Raw genomic sequence first — 19,791 nt, forward strand, 5'->3', positions numbered from 1 at the left:
AGCGTCAGCGGCGTGCTGGAGTTCCTGGCCGGTCTCTACCGGACGCACGCCGACGATCTCGCCGCGGTGATCGACCAGCAGCGGGGGCTCCTCGCCGGCGGCACGATCACTCCGCAGCTCGACGACGTCGAGGCCGAGCTGACCTACCTGCTGCTGCGCCACCACCGGCCGTCGCAGGTGGTGGAGGTCGGCACCTACTACGGCTGGTCCACCACCTGGATCCTGTCCGCGCTGCGCGACAACGGGGCGGGTCACCTGCAGTCGTTCGACCTGGTCGACCACGTGTGCGGCACCGTGCCCGAGGAGCTGTCTGCCGGGCGCTGGACGTTCCACCGCGGGGACCTGCGCGAGACCGTCGAGAAGGTCCCTGCCGGCACCGGCTACCTGTTCGTCGACGCCGACCACGGACGCCGCTTCGCCCGCTGGTACCTGGAGCACCTGTTCGGGCGGATCGCGACGGGCACCCCGACCAGCGTGCACGACGTGTTCCACCTGCCCCGGGCACGGCCGTTCACCGAGGGGGCCGAGGTGCTGCGGCACCTGGCGCGCAGCGGCACCGGCTGGTTCACCCCCTCGCGGGCCGCGGCACCGCGGAACCTGCGTGCGCTCGACGCCGTCCGGGCCGAGCTGGGGATCACCGGGGCACGCGGGACCTCGCGCAACCCGATGATCTTCTTCTCGATGCCCTGAGCTCAGCGGGCGGGATCGCGCAGCCCCTCGACGACGCCCTCCAGCACCGTCGCGAACCGGTCGGCCTCGGCCCGGTCCAGCCCGGACAGCAGGCGTTCCAGACGCGCGTCGAGCCGTCCACGGGTGCGGTCCACCGCGGCTCGGCCCGCGTCGGTGAGCGCGACGGCGACCGCCCGACGGTCGGTCCCGTGCGGACGGCGGAGCAGCAGTCCGTGCGCCTCGAGGGTGCTGACGTGCCGGCTGGCGACACTGCGCTCCAGTCCGACGGCGGCGGCCAGCTCGGTGGTGCTGACCCCGTCGCCGAGCCGGGCCAGCCCGGACAGCACCGGGTAGGTGGTCGCGTCGAGACCGTCGATGCCGCCGGTCAGTGCCGCGTGCAGCCCGGTGCGGGTGTCACGCAGCAGTAGCCGGCCGAGGGCGTCCGCACAGCGTCGTTCGGGGGTCACACCGCCCCACGATACGTGCAGCTTGCACGCTCCCCACCGGCCGGCGTACCGTCCGAATGCGTGCACAGTGCACGCTCATGGAGGGAGTGGTCATGACCGGAGCGGTGGATCCCGAGGACGTCCTGCCGGACGGGGTCGAGTACGCGGAGCTGGGCGGGACGCCGGTGCGCAAGGGCACGGTCGCCGCGTTCGTCGCGACGGCGCGGTCCCTGGAGGCGCTGCCCGCGGGCGACCCGGCCGAGGCCGGTCTGGCTGCGCACCTGCGTGACCTGCTGCCGGGCCTGCGCGCGGTCGGGGTGCTGGAGGTGTTCGCGCCCCGCTCGGCCCGGCTGCGGGCCGCGCTCGGCGTGTCCTGAGCTCACCCCGCCGACGCCGCGGCGCCGGACTCGGTCTCGCCGGCCAGCAGCGCGCCGACCCGACGCAGCCCGTCGAGGTCGGCGATGTCACCGGCCAGCGCGGGCACCCGCGTCACCGCCACGCCGGGGTGCGCGGCGGAGAACCGGGTGAGCAGGTGCTCCTCCCGTTCGTGCAGGTCGACGCGGTCGGCGTGCAGCCGCAGCACCGCGGCCGCGATCTGCGACCCCGGTCCGCCGACCTGCTCGGCCGCGGCCCGCGCGCGGGCCGCGGAGACCGGCGCGAGCACCGGGTGGGTCCGGTTCAGCACGAGCCCGGCCAGCGGCATGTCCTCCGACGACAGCCGCTCGGTGAAGTACGCCGCCTCGCGCAGCGCGTCCGGCTCCGGTGCGGCGACGACGAGGAACGCCGTGCCCTCCGAGCGCAGCAACGCGTAGGTCTTGTCGGCCCGCTCGGCGAAGCCGCCGAACAGGGTGTCGAAGGCCTGCACGAACGCCGACGCGTCCTGCAGCATCTGCCCGCCGATGATCGAGCCGACGGCCTTGGCGAACAGCCCGAACCCGGCCTCGACGATCCGACGCAGCCCGCGGCCGCCCGCCCGGGCGGGCGCGGCGAGCAGCTTGATCATGCGGCCGTCGAGGAAGCGGGACATGCGCTGCGGGGCGTCGAGGAAGTCCAGCGCCGAGCGCGAGGGCGGCGTGTCGACGACGACGAGGTCCCACGTCCCGGCGCCGGCGAGCTGACCCAGCTTCTCCATCGCCATGTACTCCTGCGTCCCGGAGAACGAGGAGGAGACCGTCTGGTAGAAGGGGTTCTCGATGATCTTCTGGGCCCGCTCGGGCGGGGCGTGCGACTCCACCATCTCGTCGAAGGTGCGCCGCATGTCCAGCATCATCGCGGCGAGCTCGCCGTCGACCGCCTTCACCGGGGCGGGGTCGTTCGACAGCTCGTCCACCCCGAGTGCCTGGGCCAGGCGCCGCGCCGGGTCGATGGTGAGCACGACGACCTGACGGCCGCGATCGGCGGCGCGCACCGCGAGCGCCGCGGAGGTGGTCGTCTTCCCGACGCCCCCCGAGCCGCAGCACACGATGACCCGGGTGGCCGGGTCGTCGATCAGGGCGTCGACGTCCAGCACCCCGTCCGGCGCCGGGTCGGTCCTGCTGGTCATCGGCGGGCCTCCAGGTGCACTCCCTGCGCGGTCATCGACTCGGCGAGCTCGTAGAGCGAGCCGAGGTCCACACCGCCCAGCAGCGCGGGCAGGGTGATCCGCGGCAGCGGTGGGGTCGGCTCGGTCTCCAGCCGGCGCAGCGCGGCGGTCTCCCCCTCGACGGCGACGGCGTGCTCCACGGTCTCGGCGACCAGGCCGTCGATCTCGGCGGGGGCCAGCTCGATCCCGGCGCTCTGCAGGCCGTTGCGGATCCGGGTCGCGTCGACCCGGCCGCCCGCGGCGGCGGTGACCGAGCGGTCGGGCAGCCACTGCTCGCGCATCCGGTTCACCACGACCGAGCCCAGCGGGATCCCGGCGGCGTCGAGCTCGGCGACGGCGTCGAGCGTCTCGGTGACCGGCAGGTCCGACAGCAGCGTGACCAGGTGCACCGCGGTGAGCGGGGAGTGGATCAGCGCCTCGACGCCCTTGGCCTGCCCGTGGATCGGCCCGACCTTGGCCAGGTCCGCCATCGCCCTGGTGACGTCGAGGAACGACACGAGACGACCGGTGGGCGGCGCGTCGAGGACCACCGCGTCGTAGGCGGGGAGGCCGTCGGACTCCGTGCGGGTGACGCACTCCTTGGCCTTGCCGGTGAGCAGCACGTCACGCAGGCCGGGGGCGAGCGTGGTCGCGAACTCGATCGCGCCCATCCGGCGCAGGGTCCGCCCGGCCACGCCCAGCCGGTAGAACATCTCGAAGTACTCCAGCAGCGCGGCCTCGGCGTCGACGGCCAGCGCCCGCACCTCGCCCCCGCCGGGCGCGACGGCGATCCGCCGCTCCTCGTACGGCAACGGCGCGGTGTCGAAGACCTGGGCGATGCCCTGGCGGCCCTCGACCTCGACGAGCAGCACCCGCTTCCCACCGCCGGCCAGGGCCAGCGCGAGGGCGGCGGCCACGGTGGTCTTGCCGGTTCCCCCCTTGCCGGACACCACGTGGAACCGCACGCAGGAGAGCGCATCGGGCCACGGATCGGGGCGGGTTCCGGGCTCGGGCCGGACGGTCGTGCTCACGACGACCAGCGTACGAGCGCCCACCGACAGCGGCCCGTCGGCGAGGTGCGTCCCACAACGGACGGGCGCGTCCCACGCTCCGGCGGTGGGCGTCCGTCGCAGCGGGACGGCCATCCGTCGCGCCACGGCGGTTCGGTGTCGGGTGCCCGGGTTACAGTCCCGCCCATGAGCTCCCCGGTCGTGAAGTGGGAATACCTGACCGCCCCCCTGCTGATCCACAACACCAAGGCGATCCTGGACAACTTCGGCCGCGACGGCTGGGAACTGGTCACGGTGACCAGCGGCGCGAACGCCGAGCAGCTGGTGGCGTTCTTCAAGCGGCCGGTGCAGCAGTGAGCGCACTCGCCCGGCTGACGGAACTGGGGTTGACCCTGCCTGCCGTGGCCGCACCGGCCGGCGCCTACATCCCGGCCCGGCGCAGCGGGAACCTGGTGTTCACCGCGGGCCAGGTCCCGTTCGTGGACGGCAAGGTCGCCGCGACCGGCAAGGTCGGCGGCACCGTCACCCCCGAGCAGGCCTACGACCTGGCCCGGATCTGCACGCTGAACGCGCTCGCCGCGATCGACGGGCTGGTCGGCCTCGACAGCGTCACCGGCGTGGTGAAGGTCGTCGGGTTCGTCGCGTCGGACCCGTCGTTCACCGGCCAGCCCGGCGTGATCAACGGTGCGTCGGACCTGCTCGGTGAGGTGTTCGGCGAGGCCGGGGCGCACGCCCGGTCGGCCGTCGGCGTCGCGGTGCTGCCGCTGGACGTACCGGTCGAGGTGGAACTGACCGTGGAGATCAAGGACTGAGGTCGGGTCGACATGGGTGTGTCCGTCGGGGTCCCGGCCGGTCACGAGCTGCTGCTGCGGCTCGCCGGCCGGGTTCCCGACGAGCTGCTCTGGCGGCTGCGCGACTGGCTGGCCGCCGGGGACACCACGGCGCTCGGCGCGGTCCTGCCGCGCACACTGCTGCGGCACCGGATCGGGCTGACCGGGCACGAGCGCACCCTGCTGGCCGAGGTCGTCGGGCCGGACGCGCCGTCGCGGCGCCTGGTCGACGCGGTGCTGCCCGGCACACCCCCCGCCCCGCCCACGTTCACGGCGGGCGAGCCGGACCTGGCCGCGTGGTCGGCCCTGTCGGTGGTGCGCGACGAGGCGTCCGCGCTGCTGCTGGCCGTGCGTGACGACGGAGCCCGCGTACTGCTCGTGCGTGACGCGCAGCGGCCGCACCTGCTCGCCGCCGCGGTCGCGCGGCTGCTGCGTGTCCACGGTGACCGTGTCCCGCGCGTCGAGGCCCTCACCGGCGACGCCCCGACCGAGTACCACGAGGCCGCGTGCACCGCGGCGGCGTCGTTGTGGAGCCGCGAGCCGGTCCCCACCGGCTGACGCGGACCGCGAAGGAGGCCCCATGTCCGACCCCACGTACCGCCTGCTGCGGGAACTGGCCGGCCGGGTGGACGACGACCTGCTCGCCACCGGACGTGAGCTCGTCGCCGTCGGCGAGGAGGGGCACGCGCTGGAGCTGCTGGTCGCCGAGCTCGTCGCGGGGCGGGCGGTGCTGCCGCACGCGGTGCGCTCCGAGCTGGTCACCGAGGCGGCCGCCCGCCGGGTGCAGCCCGACGCCGACGCCTGCCTGCCGCCCGCCGCGGACGTCGCCGCGGGTCCGCACCGGTTCGACGGCGACGGTCCGCCCGGTGCCGCGGAGGCGGTGGCCGCCGCACTTGCCGGCGTCCCGGACCCGGAGTCGGGCTGGACGCTGGCCTGGCGCACGACGCCCGCCGGTGCCGCCCCCGGCCCGCTGCCGCAGCCGGTGCTGCTGGCCCGCACCGGACCGCACGACGCACCTGAGGTCCTGACCTACCAGGCGCAGGCGGCGCTGGCCCGCGCCGGGCTGGTCGTGTCGGTCGAGGTCGGCGACGACAGCCCGGATCCCGACTACCACCGCGCCGCCCGCGAGGTCGCGCGGCCGCTCCCCGCCGCTGCACCGCTCCCCGCCGCGCCACCACCCGCGGCACCACTCACCGCCGCACCACTCTCCGCCGCACCGCCGCTCCCCGCGGCCGCCTCCTCTGCGCCGTCCCACGACACTCCGTCCCACGACGCCCCGTCCCGTGACGACGTGTCGGCGGAGGGCGCCCTGCCCACCGGCGACCGGCCGGCCCCACCCACCTCGGCCCACTCGTCCGACCGGGCTCTCGGCGACCGTCCCGACGACCGGCCGTCCCACCGGGCCGGACTCGTGTCCGCGGCGGCCCCCCCCCGGACCCGCGGCCCGACCGGGACGCGCCCTCCATCGACCCGGACCCCGAGCCCGGCGCACTCGGCGGCCTGGACAGCGACGCGGCGCTGGCGTTCGATGCCGTACCGGCCCGGGACCGCGCCGACGGCTCCCCCGTCCGCCCCGCCGTCGATGCGGAGGTCCCCGACCCGGGGCGATCGCCCGCACCGATCCCCGACGACCGCCCCGCGCCCCGCACCGACGGCCCCTCCACGCAGGTTCCGGAACCGGCGGACCGACCCGGCCACGTCGATCCGGTGTCGACGAGGAGGACCACCACCTCGCCGGGAACGAGCGGGCCCGGCGACCGGCCGGTCCGGTCCTCCGACGCTGCCGCCTCCCGCACCGGCGCGGACCCGGGCACCCCCGCGACCGGCTCCGCGACGAGCCCGTCCGACGCGACCGGTCCGGGCCCGGACACCGGCACCTCGGCCGGCACCGCACACGGTCCGGAGACGGCCACCGCCGACCCGGCCGTTCACGGCCCGGAGGCGGGCACCGCCGATCCGACCGGCACGACAGTGCGCCCTGCGACCCGCGGCCCGCGGGCCGGCACCCCCGACAGCGCCGATCCAGGTTCGGCCGGGTCGCGCGGCCCCGCGGCCCGACCGGTCGCGGTACCCGCCGAGGGCGAGGACACCGCGCATCCGGCACCGCGGCCGTCGCCGCCGATCCGGGCGTTGCGGCAGGCCACCGGGGGCGACTGGTTCGACTCGCCCCCGGAGGCCGGCAGCCCGAACCCGACGCCGGCGAGCGGCGTCGGCGAGGTCTCCGACGTCCCCCGGCACCGCTTCGTCGCCGAATCCGCCGGTCCCGGCAACGGCCACTCCCCGGACCACAACGGGGCACACCCCGCGACCGCGGACCGCGGGCCCGTGGCGGGGCCGCCGGAGCGTCCGGTCGCGCCCGACACGTCGCCGTCCGGCCGGCCACCGCGCCCCTCCGACGGACCGCCGACACCACCGGTCAACCGGGCACGTCCCGGGCCCCCGGCGTATCCGACTGCGCCGGAGACCCGGACCACGCCGGATACCCCGACCACGCCTGAGTCCCCGACCACGCCCGTTCCACCGGTCGCCGCCGCGGATCCGTCCCCGGTCGGCCGCCGGTCGACCCGGCGTGACCTCGACGTACCGCCCCACGGGGCGGCCGGGCGGGCGCCCGCGGGTGACGGGCCCGCCCCGGTCGTCGTGCGTCCGCCCGTCGGAGCACCCGCGGCGCCGGGCCCCGACGAGGCGTCCTGGCTCGCGGACTGGGCCTCGGGCGCCTGGGTCGGGGAGATCGGGCCGCCGGAGGAGCCGGCGCGGACCGACCGGACCGATGTCGACCGGACCGTTCCGGGCACGCCGCGCGTCGTCCCCGCTGTGAACGGCACCGCGCCGGCCTCGCGGGAGACCCCGGCGGACGCAGACCACGCCGTCCCCGCCCCGCACTCACGCGCCGGACTGCCCGACACCGGTCCGGCCCCGGACGAGGCAGGGACCGACCCCGTCGACGAGGCGCCCACCCCACCTCCGGGCGCCCCGATCCGGCGCGCCCCGGCTCCCCCGGCGCCGGCCGACCGGGACCGCCGCCCCCGCCACCTTCTGCTCACCGACGACGAGCCGGACGAGCCGCGGGAGCCGGACGAGCCCGTCGCGGACGCCACCGAACCGGCCGACGTCGTGGGGCCCGCACCGGCGACGGACCAGCTCGCGCCGCGCCCGCCGGAGGAGACGGCGACGGGTCTCGCGGCAGGGCCCGCGGAGGCACCCGCCCCGAGGCCTCGACCGCGACCACGTCCCGCCGGGGGCCTGGCCGACCGGCTCACCCCCACCGAACAGGACCTGCTGCAACGGCTGCACGAGGAGCTCGCGGCCCGCGAGAACGGCGGCGAACCGACCCCCCGCAACGGCACCGCCCGCACCGACCGGGGCTGATCCGGCCGGGTTCCGGGGGACCGTCACCCGCGAACTCGCTTACCCGGTAAGCGAGTTCGCGGAACAGCGTCCCCCCGGCGAGAGCGGGAACTCGGCCAGGCGGGGCGGGAACACTCCGCCAGGCGGGGCGTGAACTCAGCCAGGCGGCGGGAACTCGGCCGAGCGGGAGCCGGAGCGCAGCAGCCGGGCCGGAGCAGGAGCGCAGCAGCCGGGCGGGAGCCGGAACTCAGCCGGGCCGGAGCAGCAGCTCGGCCGCTCCGGAGCGGGCACTCAACCGACCGCGCGCACGATCCGGTCGATCACCCGCTGCAGGTGCAGCGCCCGGGCGGCGTCCACCGGGAGGTCTGCGCCCGAGCCGATCGCGTCCGCGAGGTCGTCGAGCAGCGCGCCGAAGCAGGCGACCGCGTCGGCCGGGCGTCGGTCGAGCACGTACCGGCCGCGGCCGTCCGCCCCGAGCCCCCCGACCAGCGCCACCTCGAACTCGGTCGGGTCCACCGGGACGCGCAGCGACAGCACCACCGAGCTGCGGGCGCCGCCGTCGTGGACGAGGCCGATCCGCCACAGGTCGGGCTCGTCGCGGTGGGCGTGGTCGACGTCGACGACCGGGCCCACCGCCGCGTCCAGCAGGTCCACGACGTGCGGGCCGACGTCGAGCAGCGCCCCGTGCTCGGCCCGCCACGACGACGCCGCGAACGGCCCGCCCAGCAGAGCCCCGGACAGCCAGCGCGCGGTCGCGGTCGTCCCCGGTCCGCCGGCGCCGGTCGGGACCGCGTCGAGCCAGGCCCGGATCGCCGGGTCGAACCGCAGGGTCAGCATCGTCGCCGACCGGACGCCCGACGCCGCGACCGCGGCCGCGGCCCGTTCGGCGGCGGGCAGGTCCGCGGCCAGCGGCTTCTCCAGCACCACGTGCTTTCCGGCGGCCACGACCCGCTCCAGCAGGTCGGCCTGGACGGCGGGCGGGACGGCGAACGCGACGGCGTCGCACGCGTCGAGCAGGTCCTCGACCGACGCGTGCACGGGACCGCCGGAGACCGCGGCGATCTCGGCGGCCGCCTCCGGTCGTCGCGCCCACACCCCGGCCGCCGACCAGCGGGGATGCGCCGCGATGGCGGGGGCGTGCACCTGTCGCGCCCACGGCCCGGCGCCGAGCAGTCCGATACGCATGCGGGCATTCTCACCGCCGACCGGCCCCGATCATGACCTAGGGTCGGCGGCCATGAGCGATGATCCGGCGACGCAGCCGGTCGAGCCGAGGGCCGCCGCGACCGTCCTGCTGGTCCGCGACGAGCCTGCCGGCGGTGACCTGCAGGTCTTCCTGCAGCGACGAGTGGCCGGGATGGCGTTCGCCGGCGGCATGACCGTGTTCCCCGGCGGCGGTGTCTCCCCCGGGGACGAGCCGGACCCCGGCCGCTGGCGCGGCCCGGACCCGGCCCTCTTTGGCGCCCGGCTCGCCCAGCCGGCGGTCCTGGCCGCCGCGCTGGTGACCGCAGCCGTCCGCGAGACGTTCGAGGAGTGCGGCGTGCTGCTGGCCGCCCCCACCGGCTCCGACCCCGGCCCGCTGGAGGCCGCCGCGGCCTGGCGGGACGACCTCGTCGCCCACCGCACCACGCTGCCGGAGCTGCTGGCGGCCCACGACCTGGAGCTGCGCGCGGACCTGCTGGTCCCGTGGGCCCGCTGGATCACCCCACCACGCAACCCGAAGCGCTACGACACCGCGTTCCTCGTCGCACGGGTGCCGGACGGCCAGGTCGCCGACGACGCCACCACCGAGGCCGTCGAGGCGCGCTGGTGGACCCCGGCCGAGGCGCTGGCCGGCTACGACGACGGCGATCTCAAGCTGATGCCGCCCACCCTGCGGACCCTGCAGGAGCTGGACCGCCACGCCACCGCCGCCGACGTCCTCGCCGCGGCGGCCGAGCGCGACATCGAGCCGATCACGCCCGAGGTGCGGCGCGAGGGCAGGGTCGTCACGATCACCCTGCCCGGCGATCCCGACTGGATCTACGAGGAGGCGCTCCGGTGAGCCACCCGCTCTACGGAACCCTGCGCACCGCGCACCCGCTGGCGTCGGTGCTGCTGCAGCACAACCCAGGCCCGATGACGCTGGAGGGCACCAACACCTGGGTGCTGGCGGCCCCGGACGCGCACGACCGGATCGTCGTCGACCCGGGCGAGGACGACGGCACGCACCTGGAGGCGCTGGCCGACGGCCCACCGGTCGCCGCGGTCGTCCTGACCCACCGCCACCACGACCACGCCGGCGGGATCGGCCGGTTCGTCGAGCTGACCGGCGCACCCGTGTACGCCGCGGACCCCTCGCTTACGTCGGGGACCACCCCGCTGCTCGACGGCGCCGTCGTCACCGGTGGCGGGGTCGAGCTGGAGGTGCTGAGCACCCCCGGTCACACCTCGGACTCGGTGTCGCTGCTGCTGCGCGGCCCCGGCTCCGACGGCGTCGCGCTGCTCTCCGGCGACACCGTGCTCGGCCGCGGCACCACCGTCATCGCCCATCCCGACGGCACCCTCGGCCCCTATCTGGACTCGCTGCGCCGGATCGCGGAGCTCCCCGCGGGCACCCCGGTCCTCCCCGGGCACGGGCCGGAGCTCCCGGACGCCGCCGAGACGGCGCGCCACTACCTCGCCCACCGCGAGCAGCGGCTGGAACAGGTCCGGGCGGCGCTGGAGCGGCTCGGGCCGGACGCGTCGGCCCGCGACGTCGTCGAGGTCGTCTACGCCGATGTCGACACCTCGCTGTGGGACGCCGCCGAACTGTCGGTCCGGGCACAGCTGGATCACCTGCGTGGATGAACGGGGCTCCGCGGAGCGTTGGACCGGCGAGGCCCGATCGGCCTAAGGTCCCCGCATCCGCGGGGGCGTCGCGATCCGTCCGCCCCGTTCCGCCCGAAGGAGACCCCGTGCGTCGCACGATCCTGGCCCTGGCCGCCGCGCTGCTGGCCCTCACCACCCTCGTCGGCTGCAGCAGCGGTGGGTCCGACACGCTGCGCGTCGGCACCGAGGGGACCTACAGCCCGTTCAGCTTCCAGGGCCCCGACGGGCAGCTGACCGGCTACGACGTCGAGGTCGCCCGTGCGGTCGGCGCCAAGCTGGGCAAGGAGGTCGAGTTCGTCCAGACCCCCTGGGACTCGATCTTCGCCGCGCTCGAGTCGCAGCGGATCGACCTCGTCGCCAACCAGGTCACGATCAACGACGAGCGGAAGGCGAAGTACGACCTCTCGACGCCCTACACCGTGTCCGAGGGCGTGATCGTCACCCGCGCCGACGACACCGCGATCCGGAGCCTGGCCGACCTGCGGGGCCGCACCACCGCCCAGTCGGCGACCAGCAACTGGGCCGAGGTCGCCCGCGGCGCCGGGGCGAACGTCGAGGCCGTCGAGGGCTTCGTGCAGGCCGTCCAGCTGCTCAAGGACGGCCGCATCGACGCGACGGTCAACGACACCCTGGCCGTCGGCGAGTACGAGAAGTCGACCGGGGACAAGGGCGTCAAGGTCGCCGCCACCACCGGGGACACCAGCGAGCAGGCCTTCGCCGCCCGCAAGGACAGCGGCCTGATGCCCGACGTGGACCGGGCACTGGCCGAGCTGCGGGCCGACGGCACCCTGGCGCAGCTGTCCGAGAAGTACTTCGGCAGCGACGTCAGCGGGAAGTAGATGGATCCCGCCACCTGGGAGCTGATCGGCCGCAACCTGTGGCCGATGCTGAAGGCGACGGTCACGATGACCATCCCGCTGACGGCGATCAGCTTCGTGATCGGGCTGGCGCTGGCCCTGCTGCTGGCGCTGGCCCGGATCTCGTCGATCGCGGCGTTGTCCTGGCTGGCCCGCGCCTACATCTCGGTCGTGCGCGGCACGCCGCTGCTGGTCCAGCTGTTCATCGTGTTCTACGCGCTGCCACAGCTCGGGCTGGTGATCGACCCGTTCCCGTCGGCGGTGATCGCGTTCAGCCTCAACGTCGGCGGCTACGCGGCCGAGATCATCCGGGCGGCGATCCTGTCCATCCCGAAGGGGCAGTGGGAGGCCGCGCAGACCATCGGCATGGGGTACGCGACGACGCTGCGCCGGGTGATCCTCCCGCAGGCCGCGCGGACCGCCGTCCCGCCGCTGTCGAACACGCTGATCTCCCTGGTCAAGGACACGTCGCTGGCCTCGACCATCCTGGTGACCGAGCTGCTGCGGGTCGCCCAGCTGGCCGCGGCGCCGACGTTCGACTTCTTCGCCCTCTACGGCGTGGCCGCGGTGTACTACTGGATCGTCTGCCTGATCCTCTCGTCCGTGCAGGTGCGGGTGGAGGCGCGGCTGGAGAGGTACGTGGCGCGATGAGCGACCTGCTGACCGTCCGGGGCCTGCGCAAGTCCTTCGGGACGCTGGAGGTCCTGCGTGACATCGGGTTCGACGTCCCCGCCGGGACCGTGACCGCCGTGATCGGGCCGTCCGGCTCGGGCAAGACGACGGTGCTGCGCACCCTGAACGCGCTGGACCGGGCCGACGCCGGGGTGATCACCATCGGCGATCTCGCGGTCGACTTCGGCGCCCCCGTCGACCGGGCCACGCTGGCCCGGTTCCGGTCCCGGACCGCGATGGTGTTCCAGTCGCACAACCTGTTCCCGCACCGCACCGTCCTGGAGAACGTGATCGAGGGCCCGGTGATCGTGCAGAAGCGGCCCCGGGCCGAGGCGACCGCGGACGCCCGGCGGCTGCTGGACCAGGTGGGGCTGGCCGAGAAGGCCGACCAGTACCCGTACCAGCTCTCCGGCGGCCAGCAGCAGCGCGTCGGGATCGCCCGTGCGCTGGCTCTCGACCCGCAGCTGATGCTGTTCGACGAGCCCACCTCGGCGCTGGACCCCGAGCTCGTCGGCGACGTCCTGCGGGTGATCAAGGACCTCGCGACGGCGGGCCGGACGATGGTCATCGTCACCCACGAGATCCGCTTCGCCCAGCAGGTCGCCGACCAGGTCCTCTTCGTCGACGGCGGGGTGGTGGCGGAGTCCGGTCCGCCGTCGCAGGTGCTGGTCGAGCCGGCGCAGCCCCGCACCCGGCAGTTCCTGAAGCGGATCCTGGACCCGCTCTAGACCTCGGGCGGGGCGCCGCCTTCGTCGCCGTGGACCTCGATCCACTCCTCGCGGAACCGGCGCAGGAACTCCACCAGGGCCGCGTGCCGCCGCTCGCCCATCTCCCGGCCGGCGGCGGTACGCAGCTCGCCGCGCAGCCGGAGCAGCTTCTCGTGGAAGTGGGCGACGACCGAGCCGGTCGGCCCGGACCGGTAGCCACCGCTCGCGACGCCCGCCCCCGGGTCCCACAGGGGCTCGCCGATCGCGCCGCCGTAGGCGAACGCGCGGGCGATGCCGGTGGCGCCCATCGCGTCGAGCATGTCGGCGTCGTGCAGGCAGGCGGCGATCCGGTCCGCGGTGGGCGCCGTGGCCGCCTCGGAGAACGAGTAGCGGCCGGTGGCCTCGACGGCGTCGAGCACCGGGTCCCACAGCTGCTCGGCGACCCCGCCGCGGCGCAGTGCGTCCCGGGCGTCGTCGCGGACCTCCGCGGGCGCGACGACCCGGCCGAGCCGGGCCTCGGCCGCCCGGTGGTGGTCGTGCACGTACGCGGCGACGGCGGCGACGAACCCGTCGAGCCCCTCCCGCACCGCCAGCCGGGCCGACAGCCCGGCGACCCGGTCGAGGTGTCCGAGGTCGTGCGCGACGTCCGCACCGGCCATGTCACCGGCGACGACGTCGCGCAGCCGCCGCAGCTCCCCGGCGCCGCTCACGCCGGGCTCCCGGCCGCGACGGCGCGGGGCTCGGTGTCGGCGACCGAGCCGCGACGCAGCCACAGCAACCCGGCGACCAGCAGCCCCAGGGCGCCGCCCGCCGCGTACCCGCCCGGCCCGACGAGGTCGATCATGACGCCGGACAGCGCCTGCCCGACCGAGACACCGAGCACCGCGGCCATCACCATCCAGTTGAACGCCTCGGTCGCCGCCCCGGCCGGAGCGGTCTGCTCGACGCCGAGGGAGTGCGCGGTCACCTGCGGGGTGATCAGCGCGCCTGCCGCCATCATCACCACGGCCAGCAGCACCAGCGAACCGAGCGGGGAGACGAGCCCCATCGCCGTCACCAGGACGGCGAAGCCGGCGAGCAGGACCGGCAGCCGCAGGTGCAGCGGCCGCGGCCAGGGCCGCATCCCGTAGAGCACCCCGGTCAGCACCGAGACCACCGACCAGAGCGAGAGCAGGAGCCCGCCGGCGGCGGGCGAACCGGCGAACGCGGTCGCGGCGATCACGCCGACCTCCGCGGTCCCCGCCACCAGCCCGAACCCGAGCGACGCCAGCGCCACCGTCCGCAGCCCGGGCCGCCGGAACACCCCGAGCAGCCCGGCCTCGACCGGCAGCGACCCGTCGGCGCGCTCGGCGCGGATGCGGGCCGAGCGGCGGCGTACGGCGGCGGTGAGCGCGAACCAGGTGGTGCCGACGATCTCCGCGGTCGCCGCGGCGACGAGCGCGGTGCCCGGCCACGGCGTCGCCACCACCAGCACAGCGGCCAGCGCGGGCCCCATGATGAAGAAGATCTCGAGGCTGATCGCCTCGTAGGTGTAGGCGGCCTCGCGGCGCGGCCCGGGCGGGGTCAGGTCCGACCACAGCGCCCGTGACGACCCCTCGAACGCCGGCGTGACGAGCCCGGTGACGACCGCGACCGCCACGGCGAGCGGCAGCGCCGCCCGGAACTCGATGCTCAGCACCAGCCCGGTGACGCACAGCAGGTACACCCCGACGAGCACCAGCATCGGCCGGGTCGGGCCCAGCCGGTCCAGCACCCTCCCCTGCACGACCGTGCCGACGGCGGTCCCGACGAGCAGCGCCGCGGAGACCGCTCCGGCGACGGCGTAGGAGCCGTGGACCTCGCGGACGTAGAGCAACGTGGCGAGGCTGTGCATCGCGATCGGGAACCGACCGAGGACGGAGGCGCAGACCGGCGCGGCCGCCCCGGGGGTCCCCAGGGCGGCGCGGTAGTCGGAGAGGGCGGCGGGCACGCCCCAGGATCACATGTTCTGGGACGTCCGTACCAGAGAATTCAGCGAGCGCGTCGCGCGAGCCGCTCCGGCTCCAGGATCAGCACGCTCTTGCCCTCCAGCCGCAGCCAGCCGCGGTGCGCGAAGTCGGCGAGCGCCTTGTTCACGGTCTCGCGGGAGGCGCCGACGAGCTGGGCGATCTCCTCCTGCGTGAGGTCGTGGGTGACCCGCAGCAGACCCGACTCCTGGGAGCCGAACTGGCGCGCGAGCTGCAGCAGCGACTTCGCCACCCGGCCCGGCACGTCGGTGAAGATCAGGTCGGCGAGCATGTTGTTGGTGCGGCGCAGGCGGCGGGCCAGCACGCGCAGCAGCTGCTCGGCGATCTCCGGCCGCTTGCCGATCCACTCGCGCAGCGCGCTGCGGTCCATGGTGTAGCAGCGCACCTCGGTGACCGCGGTCGCCGAGGACGTGCGCGGGCCCGGGTCGAAGATCGACAGCTCGCCGAACATGTCCGACGGACCGGCCACCATGAGCAGGTTCTCCCGGCCGTCGGGGGACTTCCGGCCGAGCTTCACCTTCCCGCCCGACACGATGTAGAGGCGGTCACCGGGCTCTCCCTCGGAGAAGATGACCTGCCCGCGGGAGAACTCGGCAGTCTCCAGAGCTTCCGCCAGCGCCTCGGCGGCCTGGGGCTCCACACCTTGGAAGATCCCTGCCCGGATCAGAACCTCGTCCACTGCAATGCTCCTCGTTCACCGGCCGTGTCGTCACGGCGGGTCGTCGGCGCGTCAGTGTAGAGGTCTTCGCCACACACGTGGGCACCACTGGCCCGATCGGATTGACATCCGATCGGGTCCGACTCGTCGCGGGGCGCTGTAGCGCCTCCTGCACCCGATCTTGTCAGGCCGACGGGACCTGGCTCCGACGAGCCCCCCGACGGCGCCGGTTGCGCAGCCGGAACAGCTCCAGCGCGCGGCCCGTGCCGGACCGGAACAGGGCACGGACCTCGTCCGGCCGGGGCTGTTCGAGCATCTCGTCCAGCTCGTCCTGGCGCACGGTGGACTCCCGCATGCGGGACTCCACGCGCTCCATGCCGAGCGCGAAGAACATCACGAGCAGCGGGACGAGAACGCTCAACCAGGCAGTCATGGCGGCTCCGATCCTCTCGTACGGGTTCGGAGCCCGGCCGGTCGGGGGTGGTCGCGTCGGGGGCTTCGTGACGCGTTCGTGACCTCGTAGCCCGTTCGGCGCACACTCGACCAGGGGCGGGCACCGCTCGTCGGACGCGTCGCCGCGCCGGACGGTCGACCACGCTCCGACGCGAACCGGACCGCGCGCGGCGACGAGCGGTGCACGGCGCGACACCGTGACACGACTGTCGGTGCCCACCCGTACGCTCGGTCACGTGAGCACCTCCGCCGGACGGACGTCGCGGGCGTCGCGGCCCACCCCCCGCGCCGCAGCCGGTCTGGCCGCGCGCGTCGCGGCCGGGGAGAGCCCGATCGGGCGAGCACGCCGGGTCAACCGCACCCTGCGGGCGTTGGCCGAGGCCTACCCGCACGCGCACTGCGAGCTGGACTTCACCACCCCGCTCGATCTCGCCGTCGCGACGATCCTGTCCGCGCAGTGCACCGACGAGCGGGTCAACCAGGTCACCCCGGCACTGTTCGCCCGGTACCCCACCGCCGCGGACTACGCCGGCGCCGACCGGACCGAGCTCGAGGAGCTGATCCGCTCCACCGGCTTCTACCGGAACAAGGCGACGTCGCTGATCGGGCTGGGGGCCGCCGTCGTCGAGCGGCACGGCGGGGAGCTGCCGTCGACGCTGGACGAGCTGGTGAAGCTGCCGGGCATCGGGCGCAAGACCGCGAACGTCATCCTCGGCAACGCGTTCGGCGTCCCCGGGATCACCGTCGACACCCACTTCGGACGTCTGGTGCGCCGCTGGGGCTGGACGACCGAGGAGGACCCGGTCAAGGTCGAGCACGCCATCGGCGAGCTCGTCCCGCGCCGGGACTGGACGATCGTGTCCCACCACGTGATCTTCCACGGGCGCCGGGTCTGCCACTCCCGCAAACCGGCCTGCGGCGCCTGCACGCTCGCGGCGGACTGCCCCGCCTTCGGCCTCGGCCCCACCGATCCGGGCGAGGCCGCGGCGCTGGTCAAGGGGCCGGAACGGGACCATCTGCTCGCACTCGCGGGGATCGCGGGGCCCTCCGGGGACGGCCGGTGACCAGGACAGGCGCCTCCCGCTCCGAGATCGTGTCGACCGCGGTCGTCGTCGTCCTGGTGGCGATCGCTGTCTGGGCGCTGTGGCCCTCGGGATCCACCACGGGCGGGGGCGCCGGCAGTGGCCCCGCGGCGAGCGCGGCCCCGGCCGACCGGCCCGAGACCGACCTGGCCGCCGCGGACCCCCAGGCGCTGGCCACCGCGCGTGCCTCGGCCCGGCTGGCCCCCTGCCCGGTCCCGTCCGGCGCGGCGCCGGCCGGTCCGCTCGCCGGGATCACCGTGCCGTGCCTGGGCGCCGACGGCCGCACCGACCTGGGCGCGGCCCTGGCCGGGCGTCCGACGCTGGTCAACTTCTGGGCGTCGTGGTGCGTGCCGTGCCGCGAGGAGCTGCCCGCACTGCAGGCCTACGCGCAGCGGCCCGGCGCACTGCCGGTGCTCACCGTCGACGTGCAGGACGACCCGGTGGCCGCGCTGACCCTGTCCGCGCAGCTGGGGGTCACCCTGCCGGCCGTGACCGACCCGCAGCGGGCCGTGCGCCGCGCCCTGGACACCCCGCCGCTGCTGCCGGTCAGCTACGTGACCCGCGCCGACGGCGGCGTCGCGATGGTGGACCCGCCCGTCCCGTTCCGGACCGCCGACGACGTCGCGGCCGCCGTGGAGCGGTTCCGGTGACCGCGCACGCGGACATTCCGCGGGTGCCCGAGCCCGACCCCTCGGCGACGCCGGCGTCGCTGCGCCCGCTCGTCGACGGGGCGCTGGGCCTGGACCCGGCCTGGTTCGGGTGGCGACGCCTGCCGCCCGACAGCGGCGAACCGCGCCGGGCCTCGGTGCTGATGCTGTTCACCGACGCGGAGTCCGGGGGACCGGACGTGCTGCTCACCGAGCGCGCGGCGACGCTGCGCTCGCACGCCGGGCAGGTCGCCTTCCCCGGCGGCAGGCTCGACCCGACCGACACCGGCCCGGTGCACGCCGCCCTGCGGGAGGCCCGGGAGGAGACCGGGCTGGACCCGTCGGGGGTCGTGCCGCTGGCCGTCCTGCCGGACCTGTTCATCCCGCCCACCGGCTTCCTGGTGACCCCGGTGCTGGCGCACTGGGCGTCGCCGTCGCCGGTGCGGGTGGTCGACGCCGCCGAGGTCGCCCGGGTCGTCCGGGTCCCGGTGGCGGTCCTGACCGACCCGGCGAACCGGTTCACCGTGCGCGGCCCCAGGGGGCACACCGGCCCCGCCTTCGACGCCGCGGGCCTGATGGTCTGGGGTTTCACCGCGGGCCTGCTGTCCGCGCTGCTGCAGCGGTCCGGTTGGGAGCGTCCGTGGGACGCCGGCCGGGTCCTCGATCTCGACGACGCCTGGGCCCGGGCCCGGCGGCACGAACCGGAAGGAGTCCGGGTGGACGACCACGGCGTGGTGGACCGGTGAGCATCAGCTGGGTCGACGTCGTCGTCGTGATCCTCGCTCTGCTGGCCGCGGCGTCCGGCTGGCGGCACGGGGTCGCGGTGGCACTGCTGTCGTTCGCCGGTGTGCTGACCGGCGCGGTGCTGGGGCTGCGGCTCGCCCCGTTGCTGGCCGGGCAGGTGGAGTCCCAGCAGGGGAAGGTGCTGCTCGGGATCGGTGTGGTGGTGCTGCTCGTCGCGCTCGGTGAGGCGACGGGCGTCTACCTCGGACGGTTCATCCGCGACCGGATCCGCGGCGAGGGCACCCTGAAGGTCGACTCCACGCTGGGCGCCGGCGTGCAGGCGGTCGCGGTGGTGGTGGCGGCCTGGCTGATCGCGCTGCCGCTGTCCTCGACGAGCTTCTCCACCCTGACCAGCGGCCTGCGCGACTCGCGAGTGCTCGCCGGGGTGGACGACGTGATGCCGGACGCGGCACGCAAGCTCCCCGCCGAGCTGCGCCAGCTCCTCGACGACTCCGGCTTCCCCGACGTCGTCAGCCCGTTCTCGCGGACACCGGTCGCCGCGGTCGGCCCGCCGGACTCCGCGCTCGCGCAGTCCCCGGTGGTCACCGAGGTCCGCGACTGGGTGCTGAAGGTGCGCGGGCGCGCACCGTCCTGCCGTCGCGCGCTGGAGGGGACCGGGTTCGTCGTCGCCCCGCAGCGGGTGATGACCAACGCGCACGTCGTCGCCGGGACCTCCAGCACCACCGTCGAGGTGACGACGTCCAGCGGACGGACCCGCCAGCTCGACGCCCAGGTCGTCTACTACGACCCCGAGGTCGACGTGGCCGTGCTCGACGTGCCCGACCTCGACGAGCAGCCGCTGCAGTTCAGCCCGGACCCGGCCGCCGTCGGCGACGACGTGATCATCCTGGGCTACCCGCTGGACGGCCCGTACACGGTCACCCCCGGCAAGATCCGGGAGCGGATCCGGCTGCGCGGACCGGACATCTACGAGCAGGGCAGCGTGCTGCGCGACGTCTACACCGTCCGCGCGGTGGTGCGCTCCGGGAACTCCGGCGGCCCGATGATCACGCCCGACGGACGGGTGGTCGGCGTCGTGTTCGGCGCCGCGCTGGACGACACCGAGACCGGTTTCGTACTGACCGCCGAGCAGGTCGGGCAGGCGTTGAACGTGGCGGCGAGCGGCGCCTCGTCCCCCGCCGACACCGGGAACTGCGCCTCCTGACCCCACCGCACGTCGTCCCACGATCCGGGAACGAATGGCCGGATCGT

At 75.4% G+C, this 19,791-nt stretch carries 23 protein-coding genes; 15 read left to right on the forward strand and 8 right to left on the reverse strand.

The window, feature by feature from the left end:
* Window positions 1-12 precede the first annotated feature (12 nt).
* On the forward strand, window positions 13-690 hold the full coding sequence (locus tag Ae717Ps2_RS26055) for a class I SAM-dependent methyltransferase (RefSeq protein ID WP_075333993.1): 678 nt from the start codon (window positions 13-15) through the stop codon (window positions 688-690).
* 2 nt (window positions 691-692) lie between these two features.
* Here Ae717Ps2_RS26055 and Ae717Ps2_RS26060 read toward each other — a convergent pair whose 3' ends face one another.
* Complete coding sequence (locus Ae717Ps2_RS26060; RefSeq protein WP_020626607.1) at window positions 693-1,136, reverse strand: MarR family winged helix-turn-helix transcriptional regulator; 444 nt, start codon at window positions 1,134-1,136, stop codon at window positions 693-695.
* Window positions 1,137-1,228: 92 nt separating this feature from the next.
* Here Ae717Ps2_RS26060 and Ae717Ps2_RS26065 point away from each other — a divergent pair, with 92 nt between their 5' ends.
* Window positions 1,229-1,492, forward strand: coding sequence for a hypothetical protein (locus Ae717Ps2_RS26065; protein ID WP_043280967.1), 264 nt, complete (start codon window positions 1,229-1,231; stop codon window positions 1,490-1,492).
* 2 nt (window positions 1,493-1,494) lie between these two features.
* Here the strand turns inward: Ae717Ps2_RS26065 and Ae717Ps2_RS26070 are convergent, their stop codons facing one another.
* Window positions 1,495-2,658: an ArsA family ATPase gene (locus Ae717Ps2_RS26070; RefSeq protein WP_075333994.1), complete on the reverse strand. Its 1,164-nt coding sequence runs from the start codon at window positions 2,656-2,658 to the stop codon at window positions 1,495-1,497.
* Window positions 2,655-3,707, reverse strand: coding sequence for an ArsA family ATPase (locus Ae717Ps2_RS26075; RefSeq protein WP_075334381.1), 1,053 nt, complete (start codon window positions 3,705-3,707; stop codon window positions 2,655-2,657). Before Ae717Ps2_RS26075 ends, Ae717Ps2_RS26070 begins: the two co-directional genes overlap by 4 nt.
* 165 nt (window positions 3,708-3,872) lie before the next feature.
* On the opposite strand from Ae717Ps2_RS26075, the gene Ae717Ps2_RS36405 reads away from it, so the two are divergent.
* From Ae717Ps2_RS36405 to Ae717Ps2_RS26100, 4 genes are all read left to right on the forward strand, one after another.
* On the forward strand, window positions 3,873-4,043 hold the full coding sequence (locus Ae717Ps2_RS36405) for a DUF4177 domain-containing protein (protein WP_020626603.1): 171 nt from the start codon (window positions 3,873-3,875) through the stop codon (window positions 4,041-4,043).
* Window positions 4,040-4,498 (forward strand): RidA family protein, encoded by a 459-nt coding sequence (locus tag Ae717Ps2_RS26080; protein WP_075309485.1) that lies wholly within the window; start codon window positions 4,040-4,042, stop codon window positions 4,496-4,498. The genes Ae717Ps2_RS36405 and Ae717Ps2_RS26080 overlap by 4 nt, the downstream gene beginning before the upstream one ends.
* A gap of 12 nt (window positions 4,499-4,510) precedes the next feature.
* Window positions 4,511-5,074, forward strand: coding sequence for a hypothetical protein (locus Ae717Ps2_RS26085; RefSeq protein WP_075309483.1), 564 nt, complete (start codon window positions 4,511-4,513; stop codon window positions 5,072-5,074).
* Between the two features lie 1,149 nt (window positions 5,075-6,223).
* A complete protein-coding gene (locus Ae717Ps2_RS26100) occupies window positions 6,224-7,885 on the forward strand; it encodes a hypothetical protein (RefSeq protein WP_075333996.1) in 1,662 nt (553 codons plus the stop codon).
* 270 nt (window positions 7,886-8,155) lie between these two features.
* On the opposite strand, the gene Ae717Ps2_RS26105 is transcribed toward Ae717Ps2_RS26100, so the two are convergent.
* Window positions 8,156-9,049 carry a Gfo/Idh/MocA family protein gene (locus Ae717Ps2_RS26105; protein ID WP_075333997.1) on the reverse strand — a complete coding sequence of 298 codons (894 nt, stop codon included), beginning with the start codon at window positions 9,047-9,049 and terminating at the stop codon, window positions 8,156-8,158.
* A gap of 52 nt (window positions 9,050-9,101) precedes the next feature.
* Between Ae717Ps2_RS26105 and Ae717Ps2_RS26110 the strand changes: the two genes are divergently transcribed.
* The 5 genes from Ae717Ps2_RS26110 to Ae717Ps2_RS26130 all read left to right on the forward strand — a co-directional run bounded on the left by Ae717Ps2_RS26110 (window position 9,102) and on the right by Ae717Ps2_RS26130 (window position 12,971).
* The gene (locus Ae717Ps2_RS26110) at window positions 9,102-9,908 is read left to right on the forward strand and encodes an NUDIX hydrolase (RefSeq protein WP_198932233.1); all 807 of its coding nucleotides are present in this window, start codon (window positions 9,102-9,104) and stop codon (window positions 9,906-9,908) included.
* Window positions 9,905-10,693: an MBL fold metallo-hydrolase gene (locus tag Ae717Ps2_RS26115; protein WP_075333999.1), complete on the forward strand. Its 789-nt coding sequence runs from the start codon at window positions 9,905-9,907 to the stop codon at window positions 10,691-10,693. The genes Ae717Ps2_RS26110 and Ae717Ps2_RS26115 overlap by 4 nt, the downstream gene beginning before the upstream one ends.
* Window positions 10,694-10,800: 107 nt before the next feature.
* The gene (locus Ae717Ps2_RS26120; RefSeq protein WP_020628206.1) at window positions 10,801-11,553 is read left to right on the forward strand and encodes an amino acid ABC transporter substrate-binding protein; all 753 of its coding nucleotides are present in this window, start codon (window positions 10,801-10,803) and stop codon (window positions 11,551-11,553) included.
* On the forward strand, window positions 11,554-12,222 hold the full coding sequence (locus Ae717Ps2_RS26125; protein WP_020628207.1) for an amino acid ABC transporter permease: 669 nt from the start codon (window positions 11,554-11,556) through the stop codon (window positions 12,220-12,222). It abuts the gene before it with no gap.
* Window positions 12,219-12,971, forward strand: coding sequence for an amino acid ABC transporter ATP-binding protein (locus Ae717Ps2_RS26130; protein WP_020628208.1), 753 nt, complete (start codon window positions 12,219-12,221; stop codon window positions 12,969-12,971). The genes Ae717Ps2_RS26125 and Ae717Ps2_RS26130 overlap by 4 nt, the downstream gene beginning before the upstream one ends.
* On the opposite strand, the gene Ae717Ps2_RS26135 is transcribed toward Ae717Ps2_RS26130, so the two are convergent.
* From Ae717Ps2_RS26135 to Ae717Ps2_RS26150, 4 genes are all read right to left on the reverse strand, one after another.
* Window positions 12,968-13,660 carry an HD domain-containing protein gene (locus Ae717Ps2_RS26135; protein WP_075309469.1) on the reverse strand — a complete coding sequence of 231 codons (693 nt, stop codon included), beginning with the start codon at window positions 13,658-13,660 and terminating at the stop codon, window positions 12,968-12,970. The genes Ae717Ps2_RS26130 and Ae717Ps2_RS26135 overlap by 4 nt on opposite strands.
* On the reverse strand, window positions 13,657-14,919 hold the full coding sequence (locus Ae717Ps2_RS26140; protein WP_075309467.1) for an MFS transporter: 1,263 nt from the start codon (window positions 14,917-14,919) through the stop codon (window positions 13,657-13,659). Before Ae717Ps2_RS26140 ends, Ae717Ps2_RS26135 begins: the two co-directional genes overlap by 4 nt.
* Window positions 14,920-14,960: 41 nt before the next feature.
* Window positions 14,961-15,635: a Crp/Fnr family transcriptional regulator gene (locus Ae717Ps2_RS26145; RefSeq protein WP_020628211.1), complete on the reverse strand. Its 675-nt coding sequence runs from the start codon at window positions 15,633-15,635 to the stop codon at window positions 14,961-14,963.
* A gap of 163 nt (window positions 15,636-15,798) precedes the next feature.
* Window positions 15,799-16,047: a hypothetical protein gene (locus Ae717Ps2_RS26150; RefSeq protein WP_043282623.1), complete on the reverse strand. Its 249-nt coding sequence runs from the start codon at window positions 16,045-16,047 to the stop codon at window positions 15,799-15,801.
* A 352-nt stretch (window positions 16,048-16,399) separates the two neighbouring features.
* Between Ae717Ps2_RS26150 and nth the strand changes: the two genes are divergently transcribed.
* From nth to Ae717Ps2_RS26170, 4 genes are read left to right on the forward strand one after another with little or no spacing between them, the layout of a single operon-like run.
* Window positions 16,400-17,131 (forward strand): endonuclease III, encoded by a 732-nt coding sequence (nth, locus tag Ae717Ps2_RS26155; RefSeq protein WP_075312644.1) that lies wholly within the window; start codon window positions 16,400-16,402, stop codon window positions 17,129-17,131.
* The gene (locus Ae717Ps2_RS26160; RefSeq protein ID WP_075334000.1) at window positions 17,128-17,799 is read left to right on the forward strand and encodes a TlpA disulfide reductase family protein; all 672 of its coding nucleotides are present in this window, start codon (window positions 17,128-17,130) and stop codon (window positions 17,797-17,799) included. The genes nth and Ae717Ps2_RS26160 overlap by 4 nt, the downstream gene beginning before the upstream one ends.
* A complete protein-coding gene (locus tag Ae717Ps2_RS26165; protein ID WP_233147684.1) occupies window positions 17,796-18,542 on the forward strand; it encodes a CoA pyrophosphatase in 747 nt (248 codons plus the stop codon). Before Ae717Ps2_RS26160 ends, Ae717Ps2_RS26165 begins: the two co-directional genes overlap by 4 nt.
* A gap of 2 nt (window positions 18,543-18,544) precedes the next feature.
* Window positions 18,545-19,744 carry a MarP family serine protease gene (locus Ae717Ps2_RS26170; RefSeq protein ID WP_075334382.1) on the forward strand — a complete coding sequence of 400 codons (1,200 nt, stop codon included), beginning with the start codon at window positions 18,545-18,547 and terminating at the stop codon, window positions 19,742-19,744.
* Window positions 19,745-19,791: the final 47 nt, after the last annotated feature.

The organism is Pseudonocardia sp. Ae717_Ps2 (genome assembly GCF_001932475.1).
In the GTDB taxonomy this organism is placed as follows: Bacteria; Actinomycetota; Actinomycetes; order Mycobacteriales; family Pseudonocardiaceae; genus Pseudonocardia.

Bases quoted from the DNA above. Each gene is read 5' to 3' on its own strand.
- Ae717Ps2_RS26065 (WP_043280967.1), top strand. From the start codon at position 1,229: ATGACCGGAGCGGTGGATCCCGAGGACGTCCTGCCGGACGGGGTCGAG.
- Ae717Ps2_RS26070 (WP_075333994.1), bottom strand. From the start codon at position 2,658: ATGACCAGCAGGACCGACCCGGCGCCGGACGGGGTGCTGGACGTCGAC.
- Ae717Ps2_RS36405 (WP_020626603.1), top strand. From the start codon at position 3,873: ATGAGCTCCCCGGTCGTGAAGTGGGAATACCTGACCGCCCCCCTGCTG.
- Ae717Ps2_RS26085 (WP_075309483.1), top strand. From the start codon at position 4,511: ATGGGTGTGTCCGTCGGGGTCCCGGCCGGTCACGAGCTGCTGCTGCGG.
- Ae717Ps2_RS26105 (WP_075333997.1), bottom strand. From the start codon at position 9,049: ATGCGTATCGGACTGCTCGGCGCCGGGCCGTGGGCGCGACAGGTGCAC.
- Ae717Ps2_RS26110 (WP_198932233.1), top strand. From the start codon at position 9,102: ATGAGCGATGATCCGGCGACGCAGCCGGTCGAGCCGAGGGCCGCCGCG.
- Ae717Ps2_RS26125 (WP_020628207.1), top strand. From the start codon at position 11,554: ATGGATCCCGCCACCTGGGAGCTGATCGGCCGCAACCTGTGGCCGATG.
- Ae717Ps2_RS26130 (WP_020628208.1), top strand. From the start codon at position 12,219: ATGAGCGACCTGCTGACCGTCCGGGGCCTGCGCAAGTCCTTCGGGACG.
- Ae717Ps2_RS26150 (WP_043282623.1), bottom strand. From the start codon at position 16,047: ATGACTGCCTGGTTGAGCGTTCTCGTCCCGCTGCTCGTGATGTTCTTC.